20 protein-coding genes are annotated in these 24,523 nt (G+C 71.1%); 5 read left to right on the plus strand and 15 right to left on the minus strand.

All coding sequences use genetic code 11. From position 1 onward, the window contains the following. Positions 1-117: 117 nt before the first annotated feature. From tkt to pgl, 5 genes are read left to right on the plus strand one after another with little or no spacing between them, the layout of a single operon-like run. Positions 118-2,193, plus strand: coding sequence for a transketolase (gene tkt / locus ACFYXS_RS23075; protein ID WP_389251082.1), 2,076 nt, complete (start codon positions 118-120; stop codon positions 2,191-2,193). Between the two features lie 36 nt (positions 2,194-2,229). Further along, on the plus strand, positions 2,230-3,348 hold the full coding sequence (tal, locus tag ACFYXS_RS23080; RefSeq protein WP_389251085.1) for a transaldolase: 1,119 nt from the start codon (positions 2,230-2,232) through the stop codon (positions 3,346-3,348). 5 nt (positions 3,349-3,353) lie between these two features. After that, positions 3,354-4,877 carry a glucose-6-phosphate dehydrogenase gene (gene zwf / locus ACFYXS_RS23085; RefSeq protein WP_389251087.1) on the plus strand — a complete coding sequence of 508 codons (1,524 nt, stop codon included), beginning with the start codon at positions 3,354-3,356 and terminating at the stop codon, positions 4,875-4,877. After that, the gene (opcA, locus tag ACFYXS_RS23090) at positions 4,874-5,941 is read left to right on the plus strand and encodes a glucose-6-phosphate dehydrogenase assembly protein OpcA (protein WP_389251090.1); all 1,068 of its coding nucleotides are present in this window, start codon (positions 4,874-4,876) and stop codon (positions 5,939-5,941) included. The genes zwf and opcA overlap by 4 nt, the downstream gene beginning before the upstream one ends. Next, the gene (gene pgl / locus ACFYXS_RS23095) at positions 5,938-6,720 is read left to right on the plus strand and encodes a 6-phosphogluconolactonase (protein ID WP_389251092.1); all 783 of its coding nucleotides are present in this window, start codon (positions 5,938-5,940) and stop codon (positions 6,718-6,720) included. Before opcA ends, pgl begins: the two co-directional genes overlap by 4 nt. Positions 6,721-6,812: 92 nt before the next feature. On the opposite strand, the gene pgi is transcribed toward pgl, so the two are convergent. The 15 genes from pgi to uvrA all read right to left on the minus strand — a co-directional run bounded on the left by pgi (position 6,813) and on the right by uvrA (position 24,501). Then, a complete protein-coding gene (pgi, locus tag ACFYXS_RS23100; protein WP_389251095.1) occupies positions 6,813-8,495 on the minus strand; it encodes a glucose-6-phosphate isomerase in 1,683 nt (560 codons plus the stop codon). Beyond that, positions 8,495-9,796, minus strand: coding sequence for an MFS transporter (locus ACFYXS_RS23105; protein ID WP_389251097.1), 1,302 nt, complete (start codon positions 9,794-9,796; stop codon positions 8,495-8,497). The genes pgi and ACFYXS_RS23105 overlap by 1 nt, the downstream gene beginning before the upstream one ends. Positions 9,797-9,934: 138 nt before the next feature. Then, positions 9,935-10,702 (minus strand): sugar isomerase domain-containing protein, encoded by a 768-nt coding sequence (locus tag ACFYXS_RS23110; RefSeq protein WP_389251099.1) that lies wholly within the window; start codon positions 10,700-10,702, stop codon positions 9,935-9,937. Positions 10,703-10,770: 68 nt separating this feature from the next. Next, a complete protein-coding gene (locus ACFYXS_RS23115) occupies positions 10,771-11,751 on the minus strand; it encodes an N-acetylglucosamine kinase (protein ID WP_389251101.1) in 981 nt (326 codons plus the stop codon). Positions 11,752-11,879: 128 nt separating this feature from the next. Further along, positions 11,880-12,215 carry an RNA polymerase-binding protein RbpA gene (locus ACFYXS_RS23120; protein WP_078862516.1) on the minus strand — a complete coding sequence of 112 codons (336 nt, stop codon included), beginning with the start codon at positions 12,213-12,215 and terminating at the stop codon, positions 11,880-11,882. Positions 12,216-12,376: 161 nt separating this feature from the next. Next, on the minus strand, positions 12,377-12,613 hold the full coding sequence (gene secG, locus ACFYXS_RS23125) for a preprotein translocase subunit SecG (protein WP_326576958.1): 237 nt from the start codon (positions 12,611-12,613) through the stop codon (positions 12,377-12,379). 130 nt (positions 12,614-12,743) lie between these two features. Then, entirely contained in the window at positions 12,744-13,520 is a 777-nt protein-coding gene (tpiA, locus tag ACFYXS_RS23130) for a triose-phosphate isomerase (RefSeq protein ID WP_389251104.1), read from the minus strand. A gap of 3 nt (positions 13,521-13,523) precedes the next feature. After that, positions 13,524-14,735, minus strand: a complete 1,212-nt coding sequence (locus tag ACFYXS_RS23135) for a phosphoglycerate kinase (RefSeq protein WP_389251106.1) — start codon at positions 14,733-14,735, stop codon at positions 13,524-13,526. A 152-nt stretch (positions 14,736-14,887) separates the two neighbouring features. Next, positions 14,888-15,892: a type I glyceraldehyde-3-phosphate dehydrogenase gene (gene gap, locus ACFYXS_RS23140; RefSeq protein WP_389251108.1), complete on the minus strand. Its 1,005-nt coding sequence runs from the start codon at positions 15,890-15,892 to the stop codon at positions 14,888-14,890. Between the two features lie 182 nt (positions 15,893-16,074). Next, entirely contained in the window at positions 16,075-17,052 is a 978-nt protein-coding gene (whiA, locus tag ACFYXS_RS23145) for a DNA-binding protein WhiA (protein ID WP_319661180.1), read from the minus strand. Continuing rightward, positions 17,043-18,050 carry a uridine diphosphate-N-acetylglucosamine-binding protein YvcK gene (gene yvcK, locus ACFYXS_RS23150; RefSeq protein WP_389251111.1) on the minus strand — a complete coding sequence of 336 codons (1,008 nt, stop codon included), beginning with the start codon at positions 18,048-18,050 and terminating at the stop codon, positions 17,043-17,045. The genes whiA and yvcK overlap by 10 nt, the downstream gene beginning before the upstream one ends. Then, positions 18,047-18,970, minus strand: a complete 924-nt coding sequence (gene rapZ / locus ACFYXS_RS23155; protein ID WP_389251113.1) for an RNase adapter RapZ — start codon at positions 18,968-18,970, stop codon at positions 18,047-18,049. Before rapZ ends, yvcK begins: the two co-directional genes overlap by 4 nt. Further along, positions 18,967-21,030 (minus strand): excinuclease ABC subunit UvrC, encoded by a 2,064-nt coding sequence (gene uvrC, locus ACFYXS_RS23160; RefSeq protein ID WP_389251115.1) that lies wholly within the window; start codon positions 21,028-21,030, stop codon positions 18,967-18,969. Before uvrC ends, rapZ begins: the two co-directional genes overlap by 4 nt. A 39-nt stretch (positions 21,031-21,069) precedes the next feature. After that, a complete protein-coding gene (locus ACFYXS_RS23165; RefSeq protein ID WP_389251117.1) occupies positions 21,070-21,504 on the minus strand; it encodes a Rieske 2Fe-2S domain-containing protein in 435 nt (144 codons plus the stop codon). A gap of 78 nt (positions 21,505-21,582) precedes the next feature. After that, on the minus strand, positions 21,583-24,501 hold the full coding sequence (uvrA, locus tag ACFYXS_RS23170) for an excinuclease ABC subunit UvrA (protein ID WP_389251121.1): 2,919 nt from the start codon (positions 24,499-24,501) through the stop codon (positions 21,583-21,585). Between the last annotated feature and the right edge of the window lie 22 nt (positions 24,502-24,523).

Here is a 24,523-nt window from a genome sequence, read left to right on the forward strand (position 1 = left end):
GACCGGGCCCATCGCGCCGACATTCGAAAAGGCGCACACCCTTGCGGGGGTAGGCTCGGCAACGCCCGGTGTGCACTTCGTCACCGGCGTATGACATGTGGAGAGGAGCCCTCTCAGGTGAGCACCGAGCCGACCACCGAGCTGGAGTGGAGCGAGCTGGACGGGCGTGCGGTCGACACCGCGCGTGTCCTGGCGATGGATGCCGTGCAGAAGGTCGGCAACGGCCATCCGGGGACGGCCATGAGCCTGGCCCCCGCGGCCTACCTGCTGTTCCAGAAGCTGATGCGGCACGACCCCGCGGACGCCTCGTGGGTGGGCCGGGACCGCTTCGTCCTGTCGCCCGGCCACACGTCCCTGACGCTGTACACCCAGCTGTTCCTGTCCGGGTACGGACTGGAACTTGACGACCTGAAGGCCTTCCGCACCTGGGACTCCCGCACCCCCGGTCACCCGGAGCACGGCCACACCACCGGCGTGGAGACCACCACCGGCCCGCTCGGCCAGGGTGTCGGCAACGCGGTGGGCATGGCGATGGCCGCCCGTTACGAGCGCGGCCTGTTCGACCCGGACGCGGCGCCCGGCGAGTCGGTGTTCGACCACACGATCTGGGCCATCGTCTCCGACGGCGACCTGGAGGAGGGCATCTCCGCGGAGGCCTCCTCGCTGGCCGGTCACCAGAAGCTCGGCAACCTGGTCGCGCTGTACGACGACAACCACATCTCCATCGAGGGCGACACGGCGACCGCCTTCTCCGAGGACGTCCTGAAGCGCTACGAGGCCTACGGCTGGCACGTGCAGCGCATCGACCAGGACCCGTCGGGCGACTTCGACACGAAGAAGCTGTACGCGGCGCTCAAGGCGGCGCAGGCCGTCACCGACCGCCCGTCGATCATCGCCGCCCGCACGATCATCGCCTGGCCGGCCCCGAACGCGCAGAACACCGAGGCCGCCCACGGCTCGGCGCTCGGCGACGCCGAGGTCGCGGCGACCAAGCAGGTCCTCGGCTTCGACCCGGAGCAGCACTTCGAGGTGGCGCCCGAGGTGCTGGCGCACGCCCGCAAGGTCGGCGACCGCGGCCGCGAGGCCCACGCGGAGTGGACCAAGCGCTTCGAGGAGTGGCGTTCGGCCAACCCGGAGCGGGCGGCGACCTTCGACCGCATCCAGGCGGGCGAGCTGCCGGCCGGATGGGAAGAGGCGATCCCGGAGTTCCCCGCGGGCAAGGCCGTGGCGACCCGCAAGGCCTCCGGCGAGGTGCTGAAGGCGCTCGGCGGCATCCTGCCCGAGCTGTGGGGCGGCTCCGCAGACCTCGCCGGCTCGAACAACACCACCATCGACGCCTCGTCGTCCTTCCTGCCCGCGGACAACCCGCTGCCGGAGGCGAACCCGTACGGCCGCACGGTGCACTACGGCATCCGCGAGCACGCCATGGGCTCGACCATGAACGGCATCGCGCTGCACGGCAACACCCGGATCTACGGCGGCACCTTCCTGGTCTTCTCCGACTACATGCGCCCGGCCGTACGTCTGGCCGCGCTCATGAAGCTGCCGACCACCTACGTGTGGACGCACGACTCCATCGGTCTGGGCGAGGACGGCCCGACCCACCAGCCGGTCGAGCACCTGTCCGCGCTGCGCGCCATCCCGGGCCTGAACGTGGTCCGCCCGGCCGACGCCAACGAGACCGCGATCGTGTGGGCGGAGATCACCCGCCGCCACACGGCCAAGCCGGCCCCGCACGGCCTGGCGCTCACCCGGCAGAACGTCCCGACGTACCCGGCCGACGTGAACGCGGCCAAGGGCGGCTACGTACTCCTGGACGCCGAGGGCGGCCGGCCGCAGGTCATCCTGATCGCCACCGGCTCCGAGGTGCAGCTGGCCGTCGAGGCCCGCGAGCAGCTCCAGAGCGAAGGGATCCAGGCGCGCGTCGTGTCCATGCCGTCCGTGGAGTGGTTCGAGGAGCAGGACCAGGCGTACCGCGACAGCGTCCTCCTCCCGGACGTCAAGGCGCGGGTCGCCGTGGAGGCGGGCATCGCCCTGACCTGGTACCGCTTCGTCGGCGACGCGGGCCGGATTGTGTCCCTGGAGCACTTCGGGGCAAGCGCCGATTACAAGGTCCTCTACCGCGAGTTCGGCCTGACCTCCGAGGCGGTCGCCGCCGCCGCGCGCGACTCGATCGCCGCCGCGACCCGCTGACGCACGCATACGACGTATCGAGGAGATGCAAGACTCATGACAGACGCACTCAGGCGCCTCTCCGACGAGGGCGTGGCGATCTGGCTCGACGACCTGTCCCGCAAGCGGATCACCTCCGGCAACCTGGCCGAGCTCCTCGACCAGAGCCACGTGGTGGGCGTGACCACCAATCCGTCCATCTTCCAGAAGGCGATCGCCGGCGGTGACGGCTACGAGCCGCAGGTCACCGACCTCGCCGCCCGCCGGCTGACGGTGGACGAGGCGCTGCGCATGATCACCACCGCCGACGTCCGGGACGCCGCCGACGTGCTGCGCCCGGTGTACGACGCCACCGGCGGCCAGGACGGCCGGGTGTCGATCGAGGTCGACCCGCGTCTCGCCCACAACACCGCCGCCACCATCGCCGAGGCCAAGCAGCTGGCCTGGCTGGTGGACCGCCCGAACACCCTGATCAAGATCCCGGCGACCAAGGCGGGCCTGCCGGCCATCGCCGAGGTGATCGGCAAGGGCATCAGCGTCAACGTCACGCTGATCTTCTCGCTGGAGCGCTACCGCGAGGTCATGGACGCCTACCTGACGGGCCTGGAGAAGGCGAAGGCCGCGGGCCTGGACCTGTCCTTGATCCGTTCCGTGGCGTCCTTCTTCGTGTCCCGCGTGGACAGCGAGATCGACAAGCGCCTGGAGAAGATCGGCACCGACGAGGCCAAGGGCCTCAAGGGCAAGGCCGCCATCGCCAACGCCCGGCTGGCCTACCAGGCCTACGAGGCGGTCTTCTCCTCCGACCGCTGGAAGGCCCTGGAGCACGACGGCGCGCACAAGCAGCGCCCGCTGTGGGCCTCCACCGGTGTGAAGGACCCGGCCTACCCGGACACCATGTACGTGACCGAGCTGGTCGCCCCCGGCGTGGTCAACACCATGCCGGAGGCCACGCTGGAGGCCGTCGCCGACCACGGCGAGATCACCGGCGACACCATCCGCAGCACGTACGAGCAGGCCAAGGCCGAGCTCGACGCGGTCGGCGCGCTCGGCATCTCGTACGACGACGTCGTCCAGCTGCTGGAGGACGAGGGCGTCGAGAAGTTCGAGACCGCCTGGAACGAGTTGCTGGACTCGACCAAGGCGGAGCTCGAGCGCCTGGCGCCGAAGGAGGCGTAACCACGTTGAGCAGCGCCAACCCGCTGCGTGACCCGGTGGACCGACGGCTCCCGCGTATCGCGGGGCCGTCGGGCCTGGTGATCTTCGGGGTCACGGGCGATTTGTCACGCAAAAAGCTGATGCCCGCTGTCTACGACCTCGCCAACCGCGGGCTGCTGCCGCCGGGCTTCTCGCTCGTCGGCTTCGCCCGCCGCGACTGGGCGGACGAGGACTTCGCCCAGGTCGTGCACGACTCGGTGAAGGAGCACGCGCGCACCCCCTTCCGTGAGGAGGTGTGGCAGCAGCTCGCCGAGGGCATGCGCTTCGTGCCCGGTGACTTCGGCGACGACGAGGCGTTCGAGAAGCTCCGCGCCACCGTGGACGAACTGGACAAGGCCCGGGGCACGGGCGGCAACTTCGCCTTCTACCTCTCGGTGCCGCCGAAGTTCTTCCCGAGCGTGGTGCAGCAGCTCAAGAAGCACCGGCTGTCCGACCCGCCCGGGGGATCGTGGCGCCGGGCGGTCATCGAGAAGCCCTTCGGGCACGACCTGGCCAGCGCGCAGGAGCTCAACCGCGTCGTCCACCAGGTCTTCCGCTCCCAGGACGTCTTCCGGATCGACCACTACCTGGGCAAGGAGACGGTCCAGAACATCCTGGCGCTGCGGTTCGCCAACACGATGTTCGAGCCGCTGTGGAACCGCTCGTACGTGGACCACGTGCAGATCACCATGGCCGAGGACATCGGCATCGGCGGTCGCGCGGGCTACTACGACGGCATCGGCGCGGCGCGCGACGTCATCCAGAACCACCTGCTCCAGCTGCTGGCGCTGACCGCCATGGAGGAGCCCGCCTCCTTCGAGGCGAGCTCGCTGGTGCAGGAGAAGCTCAAGGTGCTGCAGGCGGTCAAGCTGCCCGCCGACCTCGGCAAGCACACGGTGCGCGGGCAGTACGCGCACGGGTGGCAGGGCGGCGAGGAGGTGCTCGGCTACCTCGAGGAGGAGGGCATCGACCCCAAGTCCAAGACCGACACCTTCGCCGCCATCAAGCTGGAGATCGACAACCGCCGCTGGGCGGGTGTCCCCTTCTACCTGCGCACCGGCAAGCGGCTCGGCCGGCGGGTCACGGAGATCGCGGTGGTCTTCCAGCGCGCCCCGCACTCGCCGTTCGACAACACCGCGACCGAGGAGCTGGGGCAGAACGCCCTGGTCATCCGCGTGCAGCCGGACGAGGGTGTCACCATCCGGTTCGGCTCCAAGGTGCCCGGCACCTCCATGGAGATCCGGGACGTGACGATGGACTTCGCCTACGGCGAGTCCTTCACCGAGTCCAGCCCGGAGGCGTACGAGCGGCTCATCCTGGATGTGCTGCTCGGCGACGCGAACCTCTTCCCCCGCACCCAGGAGGTCGAGCAGTCCTGGCACATCCTCGACCCGATCGAGGAGTACTGGGACCGGCACGGCAAGCCCGAGCAGTACACGGCGGGCACGTGGGGTCCCAAGGCGGCGGACGAGATGCTCGCACGAGACGGCAGGAGCTGGCGCCGGCCATGAACATCGACCTCACGGAGACCAACTCCAGCAAGATCAACTCTGCGCTCGTCAAGGCGCGGCGGGCGACCGGCAGTCCGGCCGTCGGCATGGTGCTGACCCTCGTCATAGTGACAGACGAGGGCAACCACTACGACGCGCTCAAGTCCGCCTCGGACGCCTCGCGCGAGCACCCCTCGCGCATCCTCGTCGTCATCAAGCGGCCCGGACGCTCCCCCCGCGAGCGCAAGAGCGCCCGGCTGGACGCCGAGGTACGGGTCGGCGGCGAGACCGGCATCGGCGAGACCGTGCTGCTGCGGCTGCACGGCGAACTCGCCGACCACGCCGAGAGCGTCGTCCTGCCGCTGCTGCTGCCGGACGCGCCGGTCGTGGTCTGGTGGCCGGACGAGGCTCCGGTGAACCCCGCGGCGGACCCGCTGGGCGCACTCGCGCAGCGGCGGATCACCGACGCGGCGCAGACCGAGGACCCGGTGGCGTCCCTCGGACTGCGGGCCGAGACCTACACCCCGGGCGACACGGACCTGGCCTGGACCCGCATCACCCCGTGGCGCAGCGTGCTCGCCGCGGCGCTGGACCAGAAGCAGGCCGCGGTCAAGGGCGCCGTCGTCGAGGGCGAGGCCGACAACCCCAGCACGGAACTGCTCGGGCTGTGGCTCGCGCGGCGGCTGGGCGTCCCCGTCCGGCGCAAGGTGTCGGAGGGCCCCGGGATCACGGCCGTACGGCTGGCGACCTCGGAGGGCGAGATCTGCCTGGACCGGCCCAGCGGCTCGCTGGCCGAGCTGGCCATCCCCGGCCAGCCCGACCGGCACGTGGCGCTCCAGCGCCGGGCGACCTCGGACCTCATCGCCGAGGAACTGCGCCGGCTGGACCCGGACGAGGCCTACGCGGCCGCGGTCAAGTTCGGTGTGGACCGGCTGGCCCAGACCGAGGAGACCGTGACCCCCGACGAGGCGGAGGCACGCATCGCCGAGGCGGACGCGGCGGCCGGCAAGGGCGGCGACACCAAGGCCGCTCCGTCGGACACGGGCGGCAAGGCCCCGGCCGGCAAGAGGGCGGCGGCGAAGTGAGCGCTCCCCAGGTCGTGGTCCACCGGGACAAGGAGCTGATGGCGCAGGCCGTGGCGGCCCGGCTGATCACGCGGGTCGTGGACGCCCAGGCCGCCCGGGGCACCGCCTCGGTCGTCCTGACCGGCGGCCGCAACGGCAACGCCCTGCTCGCCGCACTGGCCGGCTCGCCGGCCCGGGACGCGATCGACTGGGCGCGGCTGGACCTGTGGTGGGGTGACGAGCGCTTCCTGCCCGCGGGCGATCCGGAACGCAACGACACCCAGGCCCGGGAGGCCCTGCTCGACGCCGTCCCGGTCGACCCGGCGCGGGTGCACACCATGCCCGTGTCGGACGGCCCCTACGGCAGCGACGCGGACGCGGCGGCCGAGGCCTACGCCGAGGAACTGGCGAGGGCCGCGGGCCCGGAGGACCACGCCCGGGTGCCCTCGTTCGACGTCCTGATGCTGGGCGTCGGACCGGACACCCATGTGGCCTCGCTCTTCCCCGGCCATCCGGGGGTCCGCGAGACCGAGCGCACCGTCGTCGGCGTCCACGGCTCGCCGAAGCCGCCGCCGACGCGTGTGTCGCTCACCCTCCCCGCGATCCGCGCCGCCCGCGAGGTGTGGCTGCTGGCCGCGGGGGAGGACAAGGCCGGTGCCGTCGCCGTCGCCCTGTCGGGGTCCGGCGAGATCCAGGCCCCTGCCGCGGGCGCCCGCGGCCGGTCGCGCACGCTCTGGCTGCTGGACCGCACCGCGGCGGCCAAGCTGCCCCCACAGCTCTACCCGCCGGCGTCGCTGTAGGCGTCGCCGCACGGTCCGGAACACCAACGCCGGGCGGGTCCCTCCCTGAGGGGCCCGCCCGGCGTTCTTGGTGTCCCGGTGCTGTCGGTGTCTCAGCGGCCGCGCAGCGAGCGGTAGTCGGCGACCAGGCCCTTGGTGGAGGCGTCCAGGCCCGCGACGTCCGCGCCCTCGGTCAGGGCGGGCTCCACGCGCTTGGCCAGGACCTTGCCGAGCTCGACACCCCACTGGTCGAAGGAGTCGATGTTCCAGACCGCGCCCTGGACGAAGACCTTCTGCTCGTACAGCGCCACGAGCTGGCCGAGCACCGAGGGGGTCAGCTCGGTCGCCAGGATCGTGGTGGTCGGGTGGTTGCCGCGGAACGTGCGGTGCGGCACCTGCTCCTCGGCCACGCCCTCGGCGCGGACCTCGTCACTGGTCTTGCCGAAGCCCAGCGCCTGCGTCTGGGCGAAGAAGTTCGCCATCAGCAGGTCGTGCTGGGCCGCCAGTCGCGGTTCCAGCTCGCCCAGCGGCCGGGCGAAGCCGATGAAGTCCGCGGGGATGAACTTAGTGCCCTGGTGCAGCAGCTGGTAGTAGGCGTGCTGGCCGTTGGTGCCGGGCGTGCCCCAGACCACCGGCCCGGTCTGCCAGGTGACGGGGTTCCCGTCCCGGTCCACGGACTTGCCGTTGGACTCCATGTCGAGCTGCTGCAGGTAGGCGGGGAACTTCGACAGGTAGTGGCTGTAGGGCAGCACCGCGTGCGACTGGGCGTCGAAGAACTGGCCGTACCAGACGCCGAGCAGGCCCAGCAGCATCGGGACGTTCCGCTCCGGCGGGGCGGTGCGGAAGTGCTCGTCGACCAGGTGGAAGCCGGCCAGCATCTCGCGGAAGTGGTCCGGGCCGATGGCGATCATCAGCGACAGGCCGATGGCGGAGTCGTACGAGTAGCGGCCGCCGACCCAGTCCCAGAACTCGAACATGTTGGCCGTGTCGATGCCGAACTTGGAGACCTCGTCCGCGTTGGTGGACAGCGCCACGAAGTGGAAGCGGACCGGCGAGTCCTCGGCGTCGGCCTGGGTGCCCGACTTGCCGAGGCCGTCCAGCAGCCACTCGCGCGCGGAGGTGGCGTTGGTGATGGTCTCGATGGTGGTGAACGTCTTGGACGCGACGATGAACAGCGTCTCCGCCGGGTCCAGGTCGCGCACGGCCTCGTGCAGGTCCGAGCCGTCCACGTTGGAGACGAAACGGAAGGTCAGCGAGCGGTCGCTGTAGGCCCGCAGGGCCTCGTAGGCCATGGCGGGGCCGAGGTCGGAGCCGCCGATGCCGATGTTCACGACGTTCTTGATGCGGCGTCCGGTCGACCCGACCCACTTGCCGGAGCGCACGGCGCCCGCGAAGTCCGCCATCTTCGCCAGCACCTGGTGGACCGCCGGGATGACGTTCTCGCCGTCGACCTCGACCACGGACGACTTCGGGGCGCGCAGCGCCGTGTGGAGCACCGCGCGGTTCTCGGTGACGTTGATGCGCTCGCCGCGGAACATCGCGTCCCGCAGCTCGGTTACGCCGCAGGCGGCGGCCAGTTCGCGCAGCAGGGTCAGCGTCTCGTCGGTGACCAGGTTCTTGGAGTAGTCCAGATGGAGGTCGCCCACCTGGAGGGTGTAGCGCTCGGCGCGGTCGGGGTCGGCGGCGAACAGCTCCCGCAGGTGGGCGGAGCCCATCTCCTCACGGTGCCTGGCGAGCGCCTGCCACTCCGGCCGCTGCTCGAGACGGGTACGGCCCTGCGTGTTGGTTCCGGACATCAGTCCACTTCTCCTCGTCCTCCGTGCTGCAGGTCCAAACTAGTTGATCCCGCGCCCGCAGGAGATTCACCCCCGGTGTCTGGCGTGGTGACGACGGGTGTCAACGTGGCCGACGCGCACCCGAACAGCGCGGCGGCGAGCAGCGGCGGGGTGCCCAGACCCCAGGCCCCCGCGGCAACACCGCCCATCAGCGCGCCCAGTGGCGCCCCGGCCACGGCCAGGGTGCGTGTGGCGGCGCTGACCCGGCCCAGCAGGGCGTCGGGGGTGCGCCGCTGGAGCAGTGTGGTCTCGTTGACGTTCCAGACCATGCCCAAGGCACCGAACACCGCCATGACGGTGACGGCGACCGCGAGCGAACGCGTCGTGCCGATCAGGACCAGGCACCCTGCCTGGACGGCGAGCCCCGGTATCAGCGCCCGGCCGCGCCCGCCGAACAACGCGGACCACCGCCCGGCGAGCGCTCCCCCGGCCACGCTGCCCACGCCGTACGCGACCAGGACGGCGACATAGCCGGCGTGCCCGGCATGCAATGTGCCGGTCACCTGGAGCACGAGGGTGGCGATGACCGCGCCGACCCCGGTGTTGGCGATGGTGTTCGCCACGCACAGCGCCCGCAGGACCCGGTCCCGCCGCAGGACGCGTATCCCCTCGGCGATGTCCTGCCGCAGTGTGCGCCCCGCGGCCCGCGGCGGCCGCACCGACGCGGGCCGTCGCAGCGAGGCCACCAGCGCCGCCGCGACGGCGTAGGTCACGGCGTCCACGGCGAACGGCGCGGCGGCTGCCAGGCCCAGCAGGACGGGCACCAGCGGTGCCCCGAGGAAGGTGCCCGCCATGGTCTGGCCGGTCATCAGACGGGCGTTGGCACGCCCCAGGGCCTCACCGGGGACGACCGAGGGCAGCAGCGCGGTCGCGGCGTTGTCGAAGAGCGTCTGCAGCGTGGTCAGGGCGAAGGCCAGCACGAGCAGCAGCCCGATGCCCGCCGCGCCGAGCCACACGGCCACCGCGAAGGCCGCCACCAGCACCCCGCGCACCGCGTCCACCGCCCACATGGCCCGCCGCTGGTCCACGCGGTCGGCGACGGCGCCGCCCAGCAAACCGAAGAGCAGCCAGGGCAGGAATCCGGCGGCGGTGACGAGGGAGACCAGCAGCGGCGAGTCGGTGAGCCCCACCGCGAGCAGCGGCAGGGCCGCGCCCCGCAGCCCGTCGCCGAAGCGGGAGACCGCCGCGGCCGTCCACAGCCGTCCGAATCCGCCCCGCCAGGCGGGCGCACGCTCCCCCGCGCGCACGGTCACGCCACTCATGGATCCCCCCGCCGGTCTTCGGTCAGCTGTCACAGACCGTAGCCGGACCCACTGACAACGCACCGTCCGCGCAGGTCAAGTGGGCTGGAGACGCCGGGACGCCGGGGAGGCCGGGGAGGCCGGGGAGGCCGGACGGGATCAGGCGCCGGCGCGGTGCAGTCGCTCGCCGTAGTGCTCCTCCAGGACGAGATTGCGCTCGAAACCGCCCGGCACGTTCGCCGAGACGTACACCGGCGCCTCGAACCCCTCGGCCGTGAGCAGGCCGACGGCCTCGGCCACGGTCATCTGGACGAGCATCGCGGAGGTGATGGTGGAGACCCCGCCCAGCGCCCCGCCGCCGGGCAGCGGCAGCAGCGCGTCGCCGAAGGGGGCGCCGTTGTCGAGGACCGCGTCGGCGAGGTCGGCCAGCCGCTTGCCGCTGGGGTGCAGCGCAGGCACGGCACGGGTGTGTTCCAGGGAGGTCAGCGCGATCAGGGGGTGGCCCTCGGCCTTGACGTGCAGGGCCATGTCGACGATCGAGTTGTTGACCCCGGAGTTGGAGATGATCACGAACAGGTCGCCCGGCCGCGGCGCGGTCAGCTCGTACAACCGCTTGGCCAGGCCCGGGGAGCGCTCCAGCAGGGGGTCGGTGAGCACCGAGCGGTCGTCGCCGCCGCGCAGGACGAGATCGTTGAGGGCGATGCGGTTGGTGGGGATCAGTCCCCCGGCGCGGCCCGCGATCTCCAGCGCGGTGGCCTGCGAGTGCCCGGTGCCGAAGGCCTGGAGCACCCCGTCCGCGGCCACGCAGTCGGCGATCAGGCGGGCCGCCGCCGCCACCGAGTCCTGGTTCGCCTCGACCACCCGGTCGATGGCGGCACGGGCCTCCTCGGCGAACCGGGCAGCACTCGTCGTCACGTCGTCGGCCATGGCCGGTTCCCCCTGAGTCCGGTGATCCAGATGTCCACGGCCACGATGGACGAGAGGTCTAGTCCACGTCAATCCCCCTGCACCTGCATACGGGCCAGCGCCAGAGCGCCCGCGCCGCCGTCCTGCACCGGCAGGACGTGCAGGTCCATCTCCTCCGCGCGGGCCGACACACGCCCCAGCAGCGGCCCCGAGGGGCCCAGCAGGCCGCCGGTGACGACCAGCGGCTCGCCCGCCTGCGGGTCGAGGGCGGCCACGGTCGCCGCGAGTTCGTCGGCGGCGTCGTCCAGCAGGTTGCCGGCCACCTCGTCGCCGTCGCGGTCGGCGGCCACGGCCAGCGGGCTCAGCCGGGCCAGACGGACCGGCGGTTCTGCGTAGACGTAGGGCACCAGGCGGTTGCGCAGTACATGGCACTCGTTGTCGCTGGGGCGCTCCTGGGCCAGGTACGGGCCGCCCGGGGAGTCCAGGTAGTGGGACAGGACGGCCTCCACCAGGGTCGTCCAGGGGCCCCGGCCGTCCAGGGCGCGCACCGCGGCGCGCATCACCTCGCGGCCGAGCCAGAACCCGCTGCCCTCGTCGCCGATGAGCCAGCCGTTGCCGTCCGCCAGCAGGGTCTGGCGGCGCTTCTCGATCCGGGCGGCGACCGCGCCGGTGCCGGCGACCAGCGCCATGCCGTCGGCGGGAACGCCGGGGGCGGAGGCGAAGGCGACCTCGATGTCGCCGCGGACGGTCACATCCAGGGCGCCGATACCCGTACTGTCCAGCGCGGCCCGCAGGCAGGAGGCAGCGAGCCGCCGTCCGACCTCGGGTCCGGTGTCCAGGGCGGCGCCGGCGAAGCCGCCGACGACGGCCGTGACCTCACCCCGGCGGTCCTCCGGGACCGCGCTCCTGAGCGCGTCCGCGAGGTGCTGCGTGAGCGCCACCCGTTCGACGCTCATCGCGTTGCCGGGTCCGCCCTCGCCCTCGCCGAGAACCTGCCCCTCGGGAGCCGCGTCGGCGAGATACGCCCGGGTCCGCGTTCCGCCCGCATCGATGCCGATCACCAGATCCACAACCGCGAGTATACGTTCCCGTTACCCAGTGTCGACCGAACGCGACGGCCCGGACCGCGAAAGGAGGATCTCCTGCTCGCGGGCCGGGCCCGTGGTGAATGTCCTGCCGGACGTGCGGCGGGAACCGCTCAGATCTCGCCCCGGAGCTTGGCGAGCGCCTCGGCGAGGATCGCCTCGCCGTCGGCCGCGCTGCGGCGCTCCCGCACGTACGCGAGGTGCGTCTTGTACGGCTCGGTGCGCGGAGGGGCCGGCGGGTTCTCTTCGTCCTGCCCGGCCGGGAAGCCGCAGCGCGGGCAGTCCCAGGTGTCCGGGATCTGCGCGTCGCTCGCGAAACTCGGCTGCGTCTCGTGCCCGTTGGAGCACCAGAAGGAGATGCGCAGACGCGGCGCGGACTCGCCCCGCTCGGCCTCTCCCATCGGCCCCGCCCCGACCCGACTGCCACGGATCGCGTTGCCACTTGCCACGGTCGTAACTCCCTGCGTGATCGTGCTGCGAGGTCGCCCAGTTTACGGAGACCGGTTCACCCCGCGGCGGCGGGGAGAGGGCACCGTATCCCAAGACGCGCTTCCATGATAAGTCGCGTCGGCGACAAGGCGTCAGTTCTCCCCGGATACGCGGGAGTCGGTCACTTCTGGAACTTGAGCAGAAGACCGAGAGTGACAATGCACGCAAACCACAGCAGACCGATCACAACAGTGATCCGGTCGAGGTTGCGCTCGGCCACCGAGGAACCGCCGACGGACGACTGCATGCCGCCGCCGAACATGTCGGACAGGCCGCCGCCCTTGCCCTTGTGCATCAGCACGAGCAGCAACAGCAGCAGGCTGAAGATGATGAGGGCGATGGAGAACCCGATGACCACAGCTGGACCAACTCTCTCGGTGACCTAGGACGAGGCGGGGGCCGGTCGGCTGGCATGCAGCCTCCGGCCCCCGACAGAGTACTTCGGGCAGGGCCCGACAGCCTACTGCCCGTGTGAACGCGTGATCGCGTTACTGGTCGCGGAAGCGGACGATCTTGACGAACTCCTCCGCGTCGAGCGCCGCGCCGCCCACCAGGGCGCCGTCCACGTCGGGCTGCGCCATGATCGCCGCGACGTTGCCGCTCTTCACGGAGCCGCCGTACTGGATGCGGACCGCGTCGGCCAGCTCCTGGTCGTACAGCTCGGCCAGCCGGCCGCGGATCGCCCCGCAGACCTCCTGGGCGTCCTCGGGGGTGGCGACCTCGCCGGTGCCGATGGCCCAGACCGGCTCGTACGCGATGACCAGGGTCTTCGCCTGCTCGGCCGGGATGTCCTTCAGGGCGCCGTCGAGCTGGGCGAGGGTGAAGGCCACCTGGTTGCCTGCCTTGCGGACGTCCAGGCCCTCGCCGACACAGACGATGGGGGTCAGGTCGTGCCGGAGCGCGGCCTTGACCTTGGCGTTGACGATCTCCTCGTTCTCGCCGTGGTACTGGCGGCGCTCGGAGTGGCCGATGACCACGTACGAGCACTTCAGCTTGGCGATCATCGCGCCGGAGACCTCACCGGTGTACGCACCGGACTCGTGCGCGGACAGGTCCTGCGCACCGTACTTGATCTTCAGCTTGTCCGCCTCGATCAGCGTCTGCACGCCCCTGAGGTCGGTGAACGGCGGCAGGACGACGACCTCGACGGCGTCGAAGTCCTTCTCGTTGAGCGCGAACGCGAGCTTCTGGACGTGGGCGAGAGCCTCGAGGTGGTTGAGGTTCATCTTCCAGTTGCCCGCCATGATCGGCGTGCGCGGGGTCATCGGTCAGTCCTCCAGTGCGGCGAGGCCGGGGAGCGTCTTGCCCTCGAGGTACTCGAGGCTCGCGCCGCCACCGGTCGAGATGTGGCCGAAAGCGTTCTCGTCGAAGCCCAGGATGCGCACGGCCGCGGCGGAGTCGCCGCCGCCGACGACGGTGAACGCCGGGCTGTCGAGGAGCGCCTGGGCGACCGCGCGGGTGCCCTCGGCGTAGTCGGGGTGCTCGAAGACGCCCATGGGCCCGTTCCAGAAGACGGTGGCCGTGTCGGCGAGCTTCGAGGCGAAGAGCTTGCGGGTCTCCGGGCCGATGTCCAGGCCCATCAGGTCGCCGGGGAAGGCGTCGACGGCGACGGTCACGGGGTTGCCGGCGACCGGGTTCTTCAGGTCCGGGAAGGACGGGGCGCCGACGACGTCCACGGGCAGCACGAACTCCACGCCCTTGGCCTTCGCCCGCTCCAGGTACTCCGCGACGACCCCGAGCTGGTCGTCCTGCACCAGGCTCTTGCCGACCTCGTGGCCCTGGGCCTTGAGGAAGGTGAAGAGCATGCCCCCGCCGATCAGGATGCGGTCGGCGCGGTCCAGCAGGTGGTCGATCACGCCGAGCTTGTCGGAGACCTTGGCGCCGCCGAGCACCACCGCGTACGGACGGGCCACGTCCTCGGTGAGCTTCTTCAGCACGCCGACCTCGGTGGCGATCAGCAGGCCCGCGGCGTGCGGCAGCCGGGCCGGCAGGTCGTAGACGGAGGCGTGCTTGCGGTGCACGGCGCCGAAGCCGTCGCCGACGTAGAGCTCCGCGAGCTCGGCCAGCCGGTCGGCGAAGGCACCGCGCTCGGCGTCGTCCTTGCTGGTCTCGCCCGGGTTGAAGCGCAGGTTCTCCAGCAGCGCGACGCCGCCGTCGGCGAGGGCGCCGACCACGGCCCTGGCGTCCTCCCCCACGGTGTCGGTCGCGAACGCGACCGGCGTGCCGAGGAGTTCACCGAGCCGGCGGGCGACCGGCGCCAGCGAGAACTGCGGGTCGGGCGCGCCCTTGGGGCGGCCCAGGTGGGAGGCGACGATCACCTTGGCGCCGGCCGCGACCAGCTTGGTGATGGTCGGGACGACGGCGCGGATGCGGCCGTCGTCGGTGATCGTGTCGCCGAACAGCGGCACATTGAGGTCGGCGCGGACGAAAACGCGCCTGCCGCCGACCCCCTCGTCGATGAGTTCGTCGATCGTCTTCATGGTGAGGACTCTCCTGCCTCGGCCCTGCCGGCGTGGCGGCACGGCGCTCGCGTCATGGGGCAGTCGTGGAAAGGTCATGGGACAGGGCCCGGACGACGACACCGCGTCGTCCGGACCCTGTCCTCATGGCATGGCGGGCTGGGGAGCCGTTGTCAGAGCTGGCCGCCGACGAACACGGTCAGGTCGACGAGGCGGTTGGAGTAGCCCCACTCGTTGTCGTACCAGCCGATGACCTTGACCTGCTTGCCCTGAGCCATCGTCAGGGAGGAGTCGAAGGTGCAGGAGGCCGGCCAGTTGACGATGTCCGAGGACACGATCGGGTCCTCGGTGTACTCCAGGATGCCCTTGAGCTGGCCCTCGGCGGCCTTCTGGAAGGCGGCGTTGACCTCGTCCTTGGTGACCTCGCGCTCGAGCTCGATGACCAGGTCGGTCACGGAGCCGGTCGGGACCGGGACGCGCATGGCGATGCCGTCCAGCTTGCCCTTGAGCTGCGGGAGGACCAGGGCGGTGGCCTTCGCGGCACCGGTCGAGGTCGGGATGATGTTCTCGGCGGCGGCACGGGCGCGACGCAGGTCCTTGTGCGGGAAGTCAAGGATGCGCTGGTCGTTCGTGTACGCGTGCACCGTGGTCATCATGCCCTTGACGATGCCGAAGTTCTCGTCCAGGACCTTCGCCATCGGCGCCACGCAGTTGGTGGTGCAGGAGGCGTTGGAGATGATGTGGTGCTGCGCGGCGTCGTACTTGTCGTTGTTGACGCCCATCACGATCGTGATGTCCTCGTCGGACGCCGGCGCCGAGATGATGACCTTCTTGGCACCACCCTCGATGTGCTTCTTGGCGTCCGCGGCCTTGGTGAAGATGCCGGTGGACTCGATCACGATGTCGACGCCCAGCTCGCCCCACGGGATGTCGGAGGGGTTGCGCTCCGACAGCACCTTGATGGTGTGGCCGTCCACCGTGATGGAGTCGGTGGTGTGGGTGACCTCGGCCTTGAGGCGGCCCAGGATCGTGTCGTACTTGAGCAGGTGTGCCGTGGTGGCGGTGTCGCCCAGGTCGTTGACAGCCACGATCTCGATGTCCGCACCCTGCTCCAGGGCGGCACGGAAGAAGTTACGACCGATGCGACCAAAGCCGTTGATGCCTACGCGGATCGTCACGAACCGATCTCCTCGCTGATGTGCCGGATGCCATTTCGCTCCGGCTGCGACGTATGGGATGTCCCCGACCAAGGACGACCCTACCCCGGCGGGAACCCAGCGGTGACATCGGCACCGCCGGTGCCCGCCCTACGGACGGGTAACCGGGCCCGGCGTGGCCGACGCCGCCTTCTCGGCCGGTCTCAGCCGACCATTTCCTCGGTCAGGTTGGACTCCGTACCGGGGATGCCGATGTCCGACGCGCGCTTGTCGGCCATCGCCAGCAGCCGCCGGATGCGGCCCGCGACCGCGTCCTTGGTGAGCGGCGGCTCCGCCAGCGAGCCGAGCTCCTCCAGCGACGCCTGCTTGTGGTCCATGCGCAGCCGGCCGGCCGCCGCGAGGTGCTCGGGCACCTCCTCGCCGAGGATCTCCAGGGCGCGCTGGACGCGGGCGCCCGCGGCGACCGCCGCGCGGGCGGAGCGGCGCAGGTTCGCGTCGTCGAAGTTGGCGAGGCGGTTGGCCGTGGCGCGCACCTCGCGCCGCATGCGGCGCTCCTCCCAGGCGAGCACGGACTCGTGGGCGCCCAGGCGCGTCAACAGCGCGCCGATGGCATCACCGTCACGGACGACCACGCGATCGACGTTGCGCACCTCGCGGGCCTTCGCCCCGATCTGCAGCCGGCGCGCGGCGCCGACCAGCGCGAGTGCCGCCTCCGGGCCGGGGCAGGTGACCTCCAGGGAGGAGGAACGGCCCGGCTCGGTGAGCGACCCGTGGGCCAGGAAGGCCCCTCGCCAGGCCGCTTCGGCGTCGCACGTCGCACCGGAGACCACCTGCGGCGGCAGTCCGCGGATGGGGCGGCCCCGGCCGTCCACGAGCCCGGTCTGACGGGCCAGCTGGTCGCCTCCGGCGACCACCCGCACGACGAACCGGCTGCCGCGGCGCAGCCCGCCGGGCGCCATGACGACGAGGTCGGAGGAGTGCCCGAAGATCTCCAGGATGTCCTTGCGCAGCCTGCGGGCAGCGATCCCGGTGTCCAGCTCCGCCTCGATCACGATGCGACCGCTGACCAGGTGCAGTCCCCCCGCGAACCTGAGGATCGCCGAGACCTCGGCCTTGCGGCAGCAGGTCCGGGTGACGGGGAGCCGGGAGATCTCGTCCTTCACCGCTGGCGTCATCGCCATGGGCCGATCCTTCCATGCATACGAAAAATCCGGTCGAACGCGGCGGCCAGCAACTCCGGGTCGTGCCGCGGCCCGTCGGGCGCGGCGACCCGGGCCAGCTCCACCGTTCCTGACAACCGCTCGGCTGCTTCTATCAGGCTTCCGCGGTCGGGTACGGCGGCGTCGTCAGCCAGCACCACGTCGATGGTGAGTTTAGGGGCGTGTCGGGCCAAAACCTCCAAGTGACGCTGCGGAGAAAAGCCCTCGGTCTCTCCCGGTTGCGGGGCGAGGTTCAGCGCGAGCACCTTCCGGGCACGGGTCTCCATCAGCGCGGACACCAGATCCGGCACCAGGAGGTGGGGTATCACCGAGGAGAACCAGGACCCGGGTCCCAACACCACCCAGTCGGCGTCCAGCACGGACTGCACGGCCTCCGGAACGGCCGGCGGGTCGTTCGGCACCAGCTGGACCTCCATCACCTCACCGGGGGTGAGCGCGACGGTCGCCTGCCCGTGCACGGTGGAGATGTCGTCCGGCTTCTCCGGGTCGTGCCCGCGCACGGTCGCCGTGAGCTCCAGCGGCACGCCGGACATCGGCAGCACCCGGCCGTGCGCGCCGAGCAGCCGGCCCACCCACTCCAGGGCGGCGACCGGGTCGCCGAGCTGCTCCCACAACGCCACGATCAGCAGGTTGCCCACCGCGTGGCCGTGCAGGTCGCCGTGGCTGACGAAGCGGTGCTGGACGACCTTCGACCAGGTCCGCCCCCAGTCGTCGTCCCCGCACAGCGCCGCGAGCGCCTTGCGCAGGTCGCCGGGGGGCAGCACGCCCATCTCCTGCCGGAGGCGGCCGCTGGAGCCGCCGTCGTCGGCGACGGTGACGACCGCGGTCAGGTCCTGGGTGATCCGGCGCAGCGCCGACAGCGTGGCGGCCAGTCCGTGACCTCCACCGAGCGCCACGACCTTCGGCGCCGCGCCGCTGCGTTGTGCCGACCGGCGCAAGCGCCGAGTCGTCTTCCTCACTCGCGCCCCATGTCCCGGTGGACGACCACCGTCTCCACTCCGTCGGCGGACAGCCGGGCGGCGAGCCGCTCCGACATGGCCACGCTCCGGTGCTTGCCGCCGGTGCAGCCGACGGCGATTGTCACGTAACGCTTGCCCTCGCGCCGGTAGCCCGCGTTGACGATGTGCAGCAACTCCGCGTACCGGTCCAGGAACTCCTTGGCGCCGGGCTGGTTGAAGACGTAGGTGGCGACCTCGTCGTTGAGCCCGGTGAAGGGACGCAGCTCCGGGACCCAGTGCGGGTTGGGCAGGAAGCGGCAGTCGGCGACCAGGTCGGCGTCGACGGGCAGCCCGTACTTGAAGCCGAAGGACATCACCGTGGCCCGCAGCTCCGGCTCCTCCTCCCCGGCGAACTGGGCGTCCATCTTGGCCCGCAGTTCGTGGACGTTGAGGCTGGAGGTGTCGATCACCAGGTCCGCGTCGCCGCGCAGCTCGCTCAGCAGCTCGCGCTCCTTGGCGATGCCGTCCACGATCCGGCCGTCGCCCTGCAGCGGGTGGGGACGGCGGACGGACTCGAAGCGGCGCACCAGCGTGTCGTCGGACGCCTCCAGGAAGAGCACCCGGCGCTTGACGCCCTTGGCGTCCAGGTCCGCCAGGGAGTCGCGCAGGTTGTCGAAGAAGCGCCGGCCGCGGACGTCCACGACGACGGCGATCCGGGCCACGTTGCCCTGGGAGCGGGCGCCGAGGTCCACCATGGTGGGAATGAGGGCCGGCGGCAGGTTGTCCACGACGAACCAGCCGAGGTCCTCCAGGCACTTGGCGGCGTGGCTGCGGCCGGCGCCGGACATGCCCGAGATGATCACGAGTTCGGGGATCGCCTCCGCGGCTTCTCCCGCTCCGCCCGTCGTCACCTGTGATCCGCCTCCGTCGTTCTCGTTCATGATCCCTTCCCCCGTTCCGTGGAGACGGTCACCGGACCGGCCGTCCCCGCTTCTTCCTCAATGATCTCTCCTGTGGCCGTGTTCACGGCCGGCCCGGCCGGGGTGGCCCCGGCCAGGGCCACGAGCACGGCCTCCGCGGTGCGCCGGCCCACACCGGGCACCTCGCAGATCTGCTCGACGGTCGCCGCGCGCAGCCGCTTGAGCGAGCCGAAGTGCTTCAGCAGCGCCTGCCGCCGGCTCTCGCCCAGGCCCGGGACGGAGTCCAGGGCACCGGCCTTCATCGACTTGGACCGCTTGCTGCGCTGGTAGGCGATGGCGAAGCGGTGCGCCTCGTCGCGGACCCGCTGCAGCAGGTACAGGCCCTCGCTGGTGCGCGGCAGGATGACCGGGTCGTCCTCGCCGGGCAGCCAGACCTCCTCCAGGCGCTTGGCGAGACCGCAGACGGCGACCTCCTCCACGCCCAGTTCCTCCAGGGCCCGCCGGGCCGCCGCGACCTGCGGCGCCCCGCCGTCGACGACGACCAGCTGCGGCGGGTAGGCGAACTTGCGCGGCCTGCCGGTCTCCGGGTCGATGGGGCCGCCCGCGACCTCCGGGGCGCCGTCCTCCGCGCCGGCGCCGTCGGCGCCGTCGCCGTTCCCGTCGACCCACTCGCCGGTCCGCTGCTTCTCCAGCAGGTAGCGGCGGAAGCGCCGGGAGACCACCTCGTGCATGGAGCGGACGTCGTCCTGCCCGGCGAAGCTCTTGATCTGGAAGCGCCGGTACTCGCTCTTGCGGGCCAGGCCGTCCTCGAAGACCACCATCGAGGCGACGACGTCGTCCCCCTGGAGGTGGGAGATGTCGAAGCACTCGATGCGCAGCGGCGCCGTGTCCAGGCCGAGCGCCTCGGCGATCTCCTCCAGGGCGCGGGAGCGTGTGGTCAGGTCCGAGGCGCGCCGGGTCTTGTGCAGCGCGAGCGCCTGCAGGGCGTTGCGCTGCACCGTGGCCATCAGGTCCTTCTTGTCGCCGCGCTGCGGAATGCGCAGGCTGACCTGGGAACCGCGGCGCTCGCTGAGCCACTGCTGGACCGGCTCGTACGGCTCGGGGAGCGCGGGGACCAGTACCTCCTTGGGCACCGAGTCGCCCCGCTCCTCGCCGTACAGCTGCTGCAGGGCGTGCTCGACGAGCTCGGGGGTGCCGATCTCCTCGACCCGGTCGGTGACCCAGCCGCGCTGGCCGCGGACCCGGCCGTCGCGGACGTGGAAGATCTGGACCGCGGCCTCCAGCTCGTCCTCGGCGACGGCGATCAGATCGGCGTCGGTCGCGTCCGCCAGGACGACCGCGTTCTTCTCCATGGCGCGTCGGAGGGCCTCTATGTCGTCCCGCAGCCGGGCGGCCTTCTCGTACTCCATCGCGACGGCCGCGTCCTTCATCTGCTGCTCCAGGCGGCGCAGATACGTGCCGGTGCGACCGGCCATGAAGTCGCAGAACTCCTCGGCGAGTTCGCGGTGCTCCTCGGGGGTGACCCGGCCGACGCAGGGCGCGGAGCACTTGCCGATGTAACCGAGCAGGCAGGGGCGGCCGATCTGGGCGGAGCGCTTGAACACCCCGGAGGAGCAGGTGCGCACGGGGAAGACCCGCAGCAGCAGGTCCACGGTCTCGCGGATCGCCCAGGCGTGCGCGTACGGGCCGAAGTAGCGCACACCCTTGCGCTTGGGACCGCGCATGACCTGGACGCGGGGGAATTCCTCGTTCATGGTCACCGCGAGCGACGGATAGCTCTTGTCGTCCCGGTACTTGACGTTGAAGCGGGGGTCGAACTCCTTGATCCAGGAGTACTCCAGCTGCAGCGCCTCGACCTCGGTGGTCACCACCGTCCATTCCACGGAGGCGGCGGTGGTGACCATCGTGCGGGTGCGCTGGTGCAGGTTCGCGATGTCCTGGAAGTAGGAGGAGAGCCGCTGGCGCAGGCTCTTCGCCTTCCCGACGTAGATCACCCGGCCGTGCTGGTCCCGGAACTTGTACACCCCTGGGGATTCCGGGATCTGTCCCGGCTGGGGGCGGTAGCTGGAGGGGTCGGCCATGCCCCCACCCTACTGACTGGCGATGACATTCCCGTGGCCTCAGGCGGACGGACCCGCCACCAGCTTGCCCGCCTCGACCTGAATACCGACGGACGGCAGGGGCCGGGATGCGGGGCCGTGCTCGACGGCGCCGGTGGCGGCGTTGAAACCGCTGCCGTGGCACGGGCAGGAGAGGGTCGTACCGGTCAGCTTGTCGCACACGCAGCCCTGGTGGGTGCACACGGCGCTGTAGGCCTTGTAGACGCCCTTGGTGGGCTGGGCTACGACAACCTTCGCGTCGGCGTACAGCTTGGCGCCGCCGACGGGCACCTCGGAGGCCGCGCCGAGTTCCACGGGGCTGGTCGGCCCGGTGGAGTCGGCGCCGTCCTCGGAGCCCGCGCCGCACGCGGTGAGGCCCAGCCCCGCGACCCCGGCAACGGCCGCGCCCTTCAGGACGGCCCGGCGGCAGGGAGGGAATCCGGTGGTGTCAGCCATTTGCAGAGCTCCGCTTCGGCACGTGAGGAAAAGTCGACCTTGGACCCGACCTTACGTGCCGAAGCTCTGCGCGGACTGTCAGGCCTTGGCCGCTGCCTTCTTCCGGGTGCTGGTCCGCTTGCGGGCGGCCGGCACGGGCGGGGCGTCGGAGATCCGCTCGGAGCCGAGGATGTCCCGCAGGAACTTGCCGGTGTGGCTCGCTCCCACCGCCGCCACCTGCTCGGGCGTGCCTTCGGCGATCACCAGTCCGCCGCCGCTGCCGCCCTCCGGGCCCATGTCGATGACCCAGTCAGCGGTCTTGATCACATCGAGGTTGTGCTCGATGACGATCACGGTGTTGCCCTTCTCCACCAGCCCGGACAGCACCTTGATCAGCTTGCTGATGTCCTCGAAGTGCAGACCCGTGGTCGGCTCGTCCAGGACGTAGACCGTGCGGCCGGTGGACCGCTTCTGCAGCTCCGAGGCGAGCTTGACGCGCTGCGCCTCGCCGCCGGAGAGCGTGGTGGCCGACTGGCCGAGGCGCACGTACCCCAGTCCGACCTCGGTGAGGGTGCGCAGGTGCCGCGCGATGGTCGGCACCGCCTCGAAGAAGTCCAGCCCCTCGGAGATCGGCATGTCCAGGACCTCGGCGATGGACTTGCCCTTGTAGTGGACCTCCAGGGTCTCCCGGTTGTACCGGGCACCGTGGCAGACCTCGCACGGGACGTAGACGTCCGGGAGGAAGTTCATCTCGATCTTGATCGTGCCGTCGCCGGAGCAGTTCTCGCAGCGGCCGCCCTTGACGTTGAAGGAGAAGCGGCCCGGCAGATAGCCGCGCACCTTCGCCTCCATGGTCTCCGCGAAGAGCCGGCGGACGTGGTCGAAGACACCGGTGTACGTCGCCGGGTTGGAGCGTGGCGTGCGCCCGATCGGCGACTGGTCGACGTGGACCACCTTGTCGACGAGGTCGTCCCCGTCGACCCGGGTGTGCCGGCCCGGGACGCCCCGGGCGCCGTTCAGTTCACGCGCCAGGTGGGTGTAGAGGATGTCGTTGACGAGGCTGGACTTGCCGGAACCGGAGACACCGGTGACCGCGGTGAAGACGCCCAGCGGGAAGGACACGTCGATGTCCCGCAGGTTGTTCTCCTTGGCGCCGCGCACCGTCAGCTGCCGGCCTCCCTCGAGCGGACGCCGCATCGGCGGGATCGGGATCTGACGCTTGCCGGCCAGGTACTGACCGGTCAGCGACTCCTCGTTGCGCAGCAACTCCTCCAAAGAACCGCTGTGCACCACCTTGCCGCCGTGCTCACCGGCGCCGGGGCCGATGTCGACCACCCAGTCGGAGGCCTTGATGGTGTCCTCGTCGTGCTCGACCACGATCAGGGTGTTGCCGAGGTCACGCAGCCGCACCAGGGTCTCGATGAGCCGGTGGTTGTCCCGCTGGTGCAGGCCGATGGACGGCTCGTCGAGCACATAGAGCACGCCGACCAGGCCGGAGCCGATCTGCGTGGCCAGCCGGATGCGCTGGGCCTCGCCGCCGGACAGGGTCCCCGCGGCGCGGTTGAGCGAGAGGTAGTCCAGGCCGACGTCGACCAGGAAGCGCAGCCGCTCGTTGACCTCCTTGAGTACTCGCTCGGCGATGGTCTTCTCGCGTGCGCTCAGCTTCATCCCGCGCAGGAACTCCGCGCAGTCGCTGATCGACATCGCGGAGACGTCGGCGATGGACTTGTCCTGGACCGTGACGGCCAGCACGATCGGCTTGAGCCGGGTGCCCTGACAGGTCGGGCAGGGCACCTCGCGCATGTAGCCCTCGAAGCGCTCACGGCTGGAGTCGCTCTCGGACTCCGAGTGCCGCCGCCGCACGAAGGGGATCGCCCCTTCGAAGGCGGTGGTGTAGGAGCGCTCCCGTCCGTAGCGGTTGCGGTAGCGCACCTCGATCTGCGTCCGGTGGCCGTTGAGCAGGGCCTTCTTCGCCCGCTGGGGCAGCCCGGCCCAGGGGATGTCGGTGCGGAAGCCGAGCTCGTCGGCGAGCGCGCCGACCAGGCGCTGGAAGTAGTCCCGGGTGTGGCCGAGCGACCAGGGCGCGATGGCGCCCTCGTCGAGGGACTTGTCCTCGTCGGGGACGACCAGCTCGGGGTCGACCTCCATGCGGGTGCCGATGCCCGTGCAGTCCGGGCAGGCGCCGAAGGGCGAGTTGAAGGAGAAGGAGCGCGGCTCCATCTCCTCGAAGGACAGGTCGTCGTACGGGCAGTAGAGGTGCTCGGAGAACATCCGCTCGCGCTGCGGGTCGTCCTCGGGCAGGTCGACGAAGTCCAGGATGACCATGCCGCCGGACAGGCCCAGCGCGGTCTCGACCGAGTCGGTCAGCCGGCGCTTGGCGCTCTCCTTGACGGTGAGGCGGTCCACGACCACCTCGATGGTGTGCTTCTCCTGCTTCTTCAGCTTCGGCGGCTCGGTCAGCTGGACCGTCGCGCCGTCGACCCGGGCCCGGCTGTAGCCCTTGGTCTGCAGGTCCGCGAAAAGGTCGGCGAACTCGCCCTTGCGCTCGCGGACGAGCGGGGAGAGCACCTGGAACCGGGAGCCCTCCTCCAGCTCCAGCACCCGGTCGACGATCGCCTGCGGCGACTGCCGCGAGATCGGGCGGCCGCACTCGGGGCAGTGCGGCTTGCCGATGCGGGCGAAGAGCAGACGCAGGTAGTCGTAGACCTCGGTGATGGTGCCGACGGTCGAGCGAGGGTTGCGGGAGGTCGACTTCTGGTCGATCGAGACGGCCGGCGACAGGCCTTCGATGAAGTCGACGTCCGGCTTGTCCATCTGTCCCAGGAATTGCCGGGCGTAGGAGGAGAGCGACTCCACGTAGCGGCGCTGCCCCTCGGCGAAGATCGTGTCGAACGCCAGGGACGACTTCCCCGAGCCGGACAGGCCGGTGAAGACGATGAGCGAGTCCCGTGGGAGGTCGAGCGAGACGTTCTTCAGGTTGTGCTCGCGAGCGCCACGGACGGTAAGTCGATCGGCCACGCCAGTGCGTACCTTTCATAGA

The organism is Streptomyces sp. NPDC002574 (assembly GCF_042889545.1).
Taxonomy (GTDB): Bacteria; Actinomycetota; Actinomycetes; order Streptomycetales; family Streptomycetaceae; genus Actinacidiphila.

Bases quoted from the DNA above. Each gene is read 5' to 3' on its own strand.
- pgi (WP_389251095.1), bottom strand. From the start codon at position 8,495: ATGTCCGGAACCAACACGCAGGGCCGTACCCGTCTCGAGCAGCGGCCG.
- opcA (WP_389251090.1), top strand. From the start codon at position 4,874: ATGAACATCGACCTCACGGAGACCAACTCCAGCAAGATCAACTCTGCG.
- ACFYXS_RS23105 (WP_389251097.1), bottom strand. From the start codon at position 9,796: ATGAGTGGCGTGACCGTGCGCGCGGGGGAGCGTGCGCCCGCCTGGCGG.
- tal (WP_389251085.1), top strand. From the start codon at position 2,230: ATGACAGACGCACTCAGGCGCCTCTCCGACGAGGGCGTGGCGATCTGG.
- tpiA (WP_389251104.1), bottom strand. From the start codon at position 13,520: ATGACCCCGCGCACGCCGATCATGGCGGGCAACTGGAAGATGAACCTC.
- whiA (WP_319661180.1), bottom strand. From the start codon at position 17,052: ATGGCGATGACGCCAGCGGTGAAGGACGAGATCTCCCGGCTCCCCGTC.
- ACFYXS_RS23135 (WP_389251106.1), bottom strand. From the start codon at position 14,735: ATGAAGACGATCGACGAACTCATCGACGAGGGGGTCGGCGGCAGGCGC.
- ACFYXS_RS23110 (WP_389251099.1), bottom strand. From the start codon at position 10,702: ATGGCCGACGACGTGACGACGAGTGCTGCCCGGTTCGCCGAGGAGGCC.
- uvrC (WP_389251115.1), bottom strand. From the start codon at position 21,030: ATGGCCGACCCCTCCAGCTACCGCCCCCAGCCGGGACAGATCCCGGAA.
- rapZ (WP_389251113.1), bottom strand. From the start codon at position 18,970: ATGAACGAGAACGACGGAGGCGGATCACAGGTGACGACGGGCGGAGCG.
- ACFYXS_RS23165 (WP_389251117.1), bottom strand. From the start codon at position 21,504: ATGGCTGACACCACCGGATTCCCTCCCTGCCGCCGGGCCGTCCTGAAG.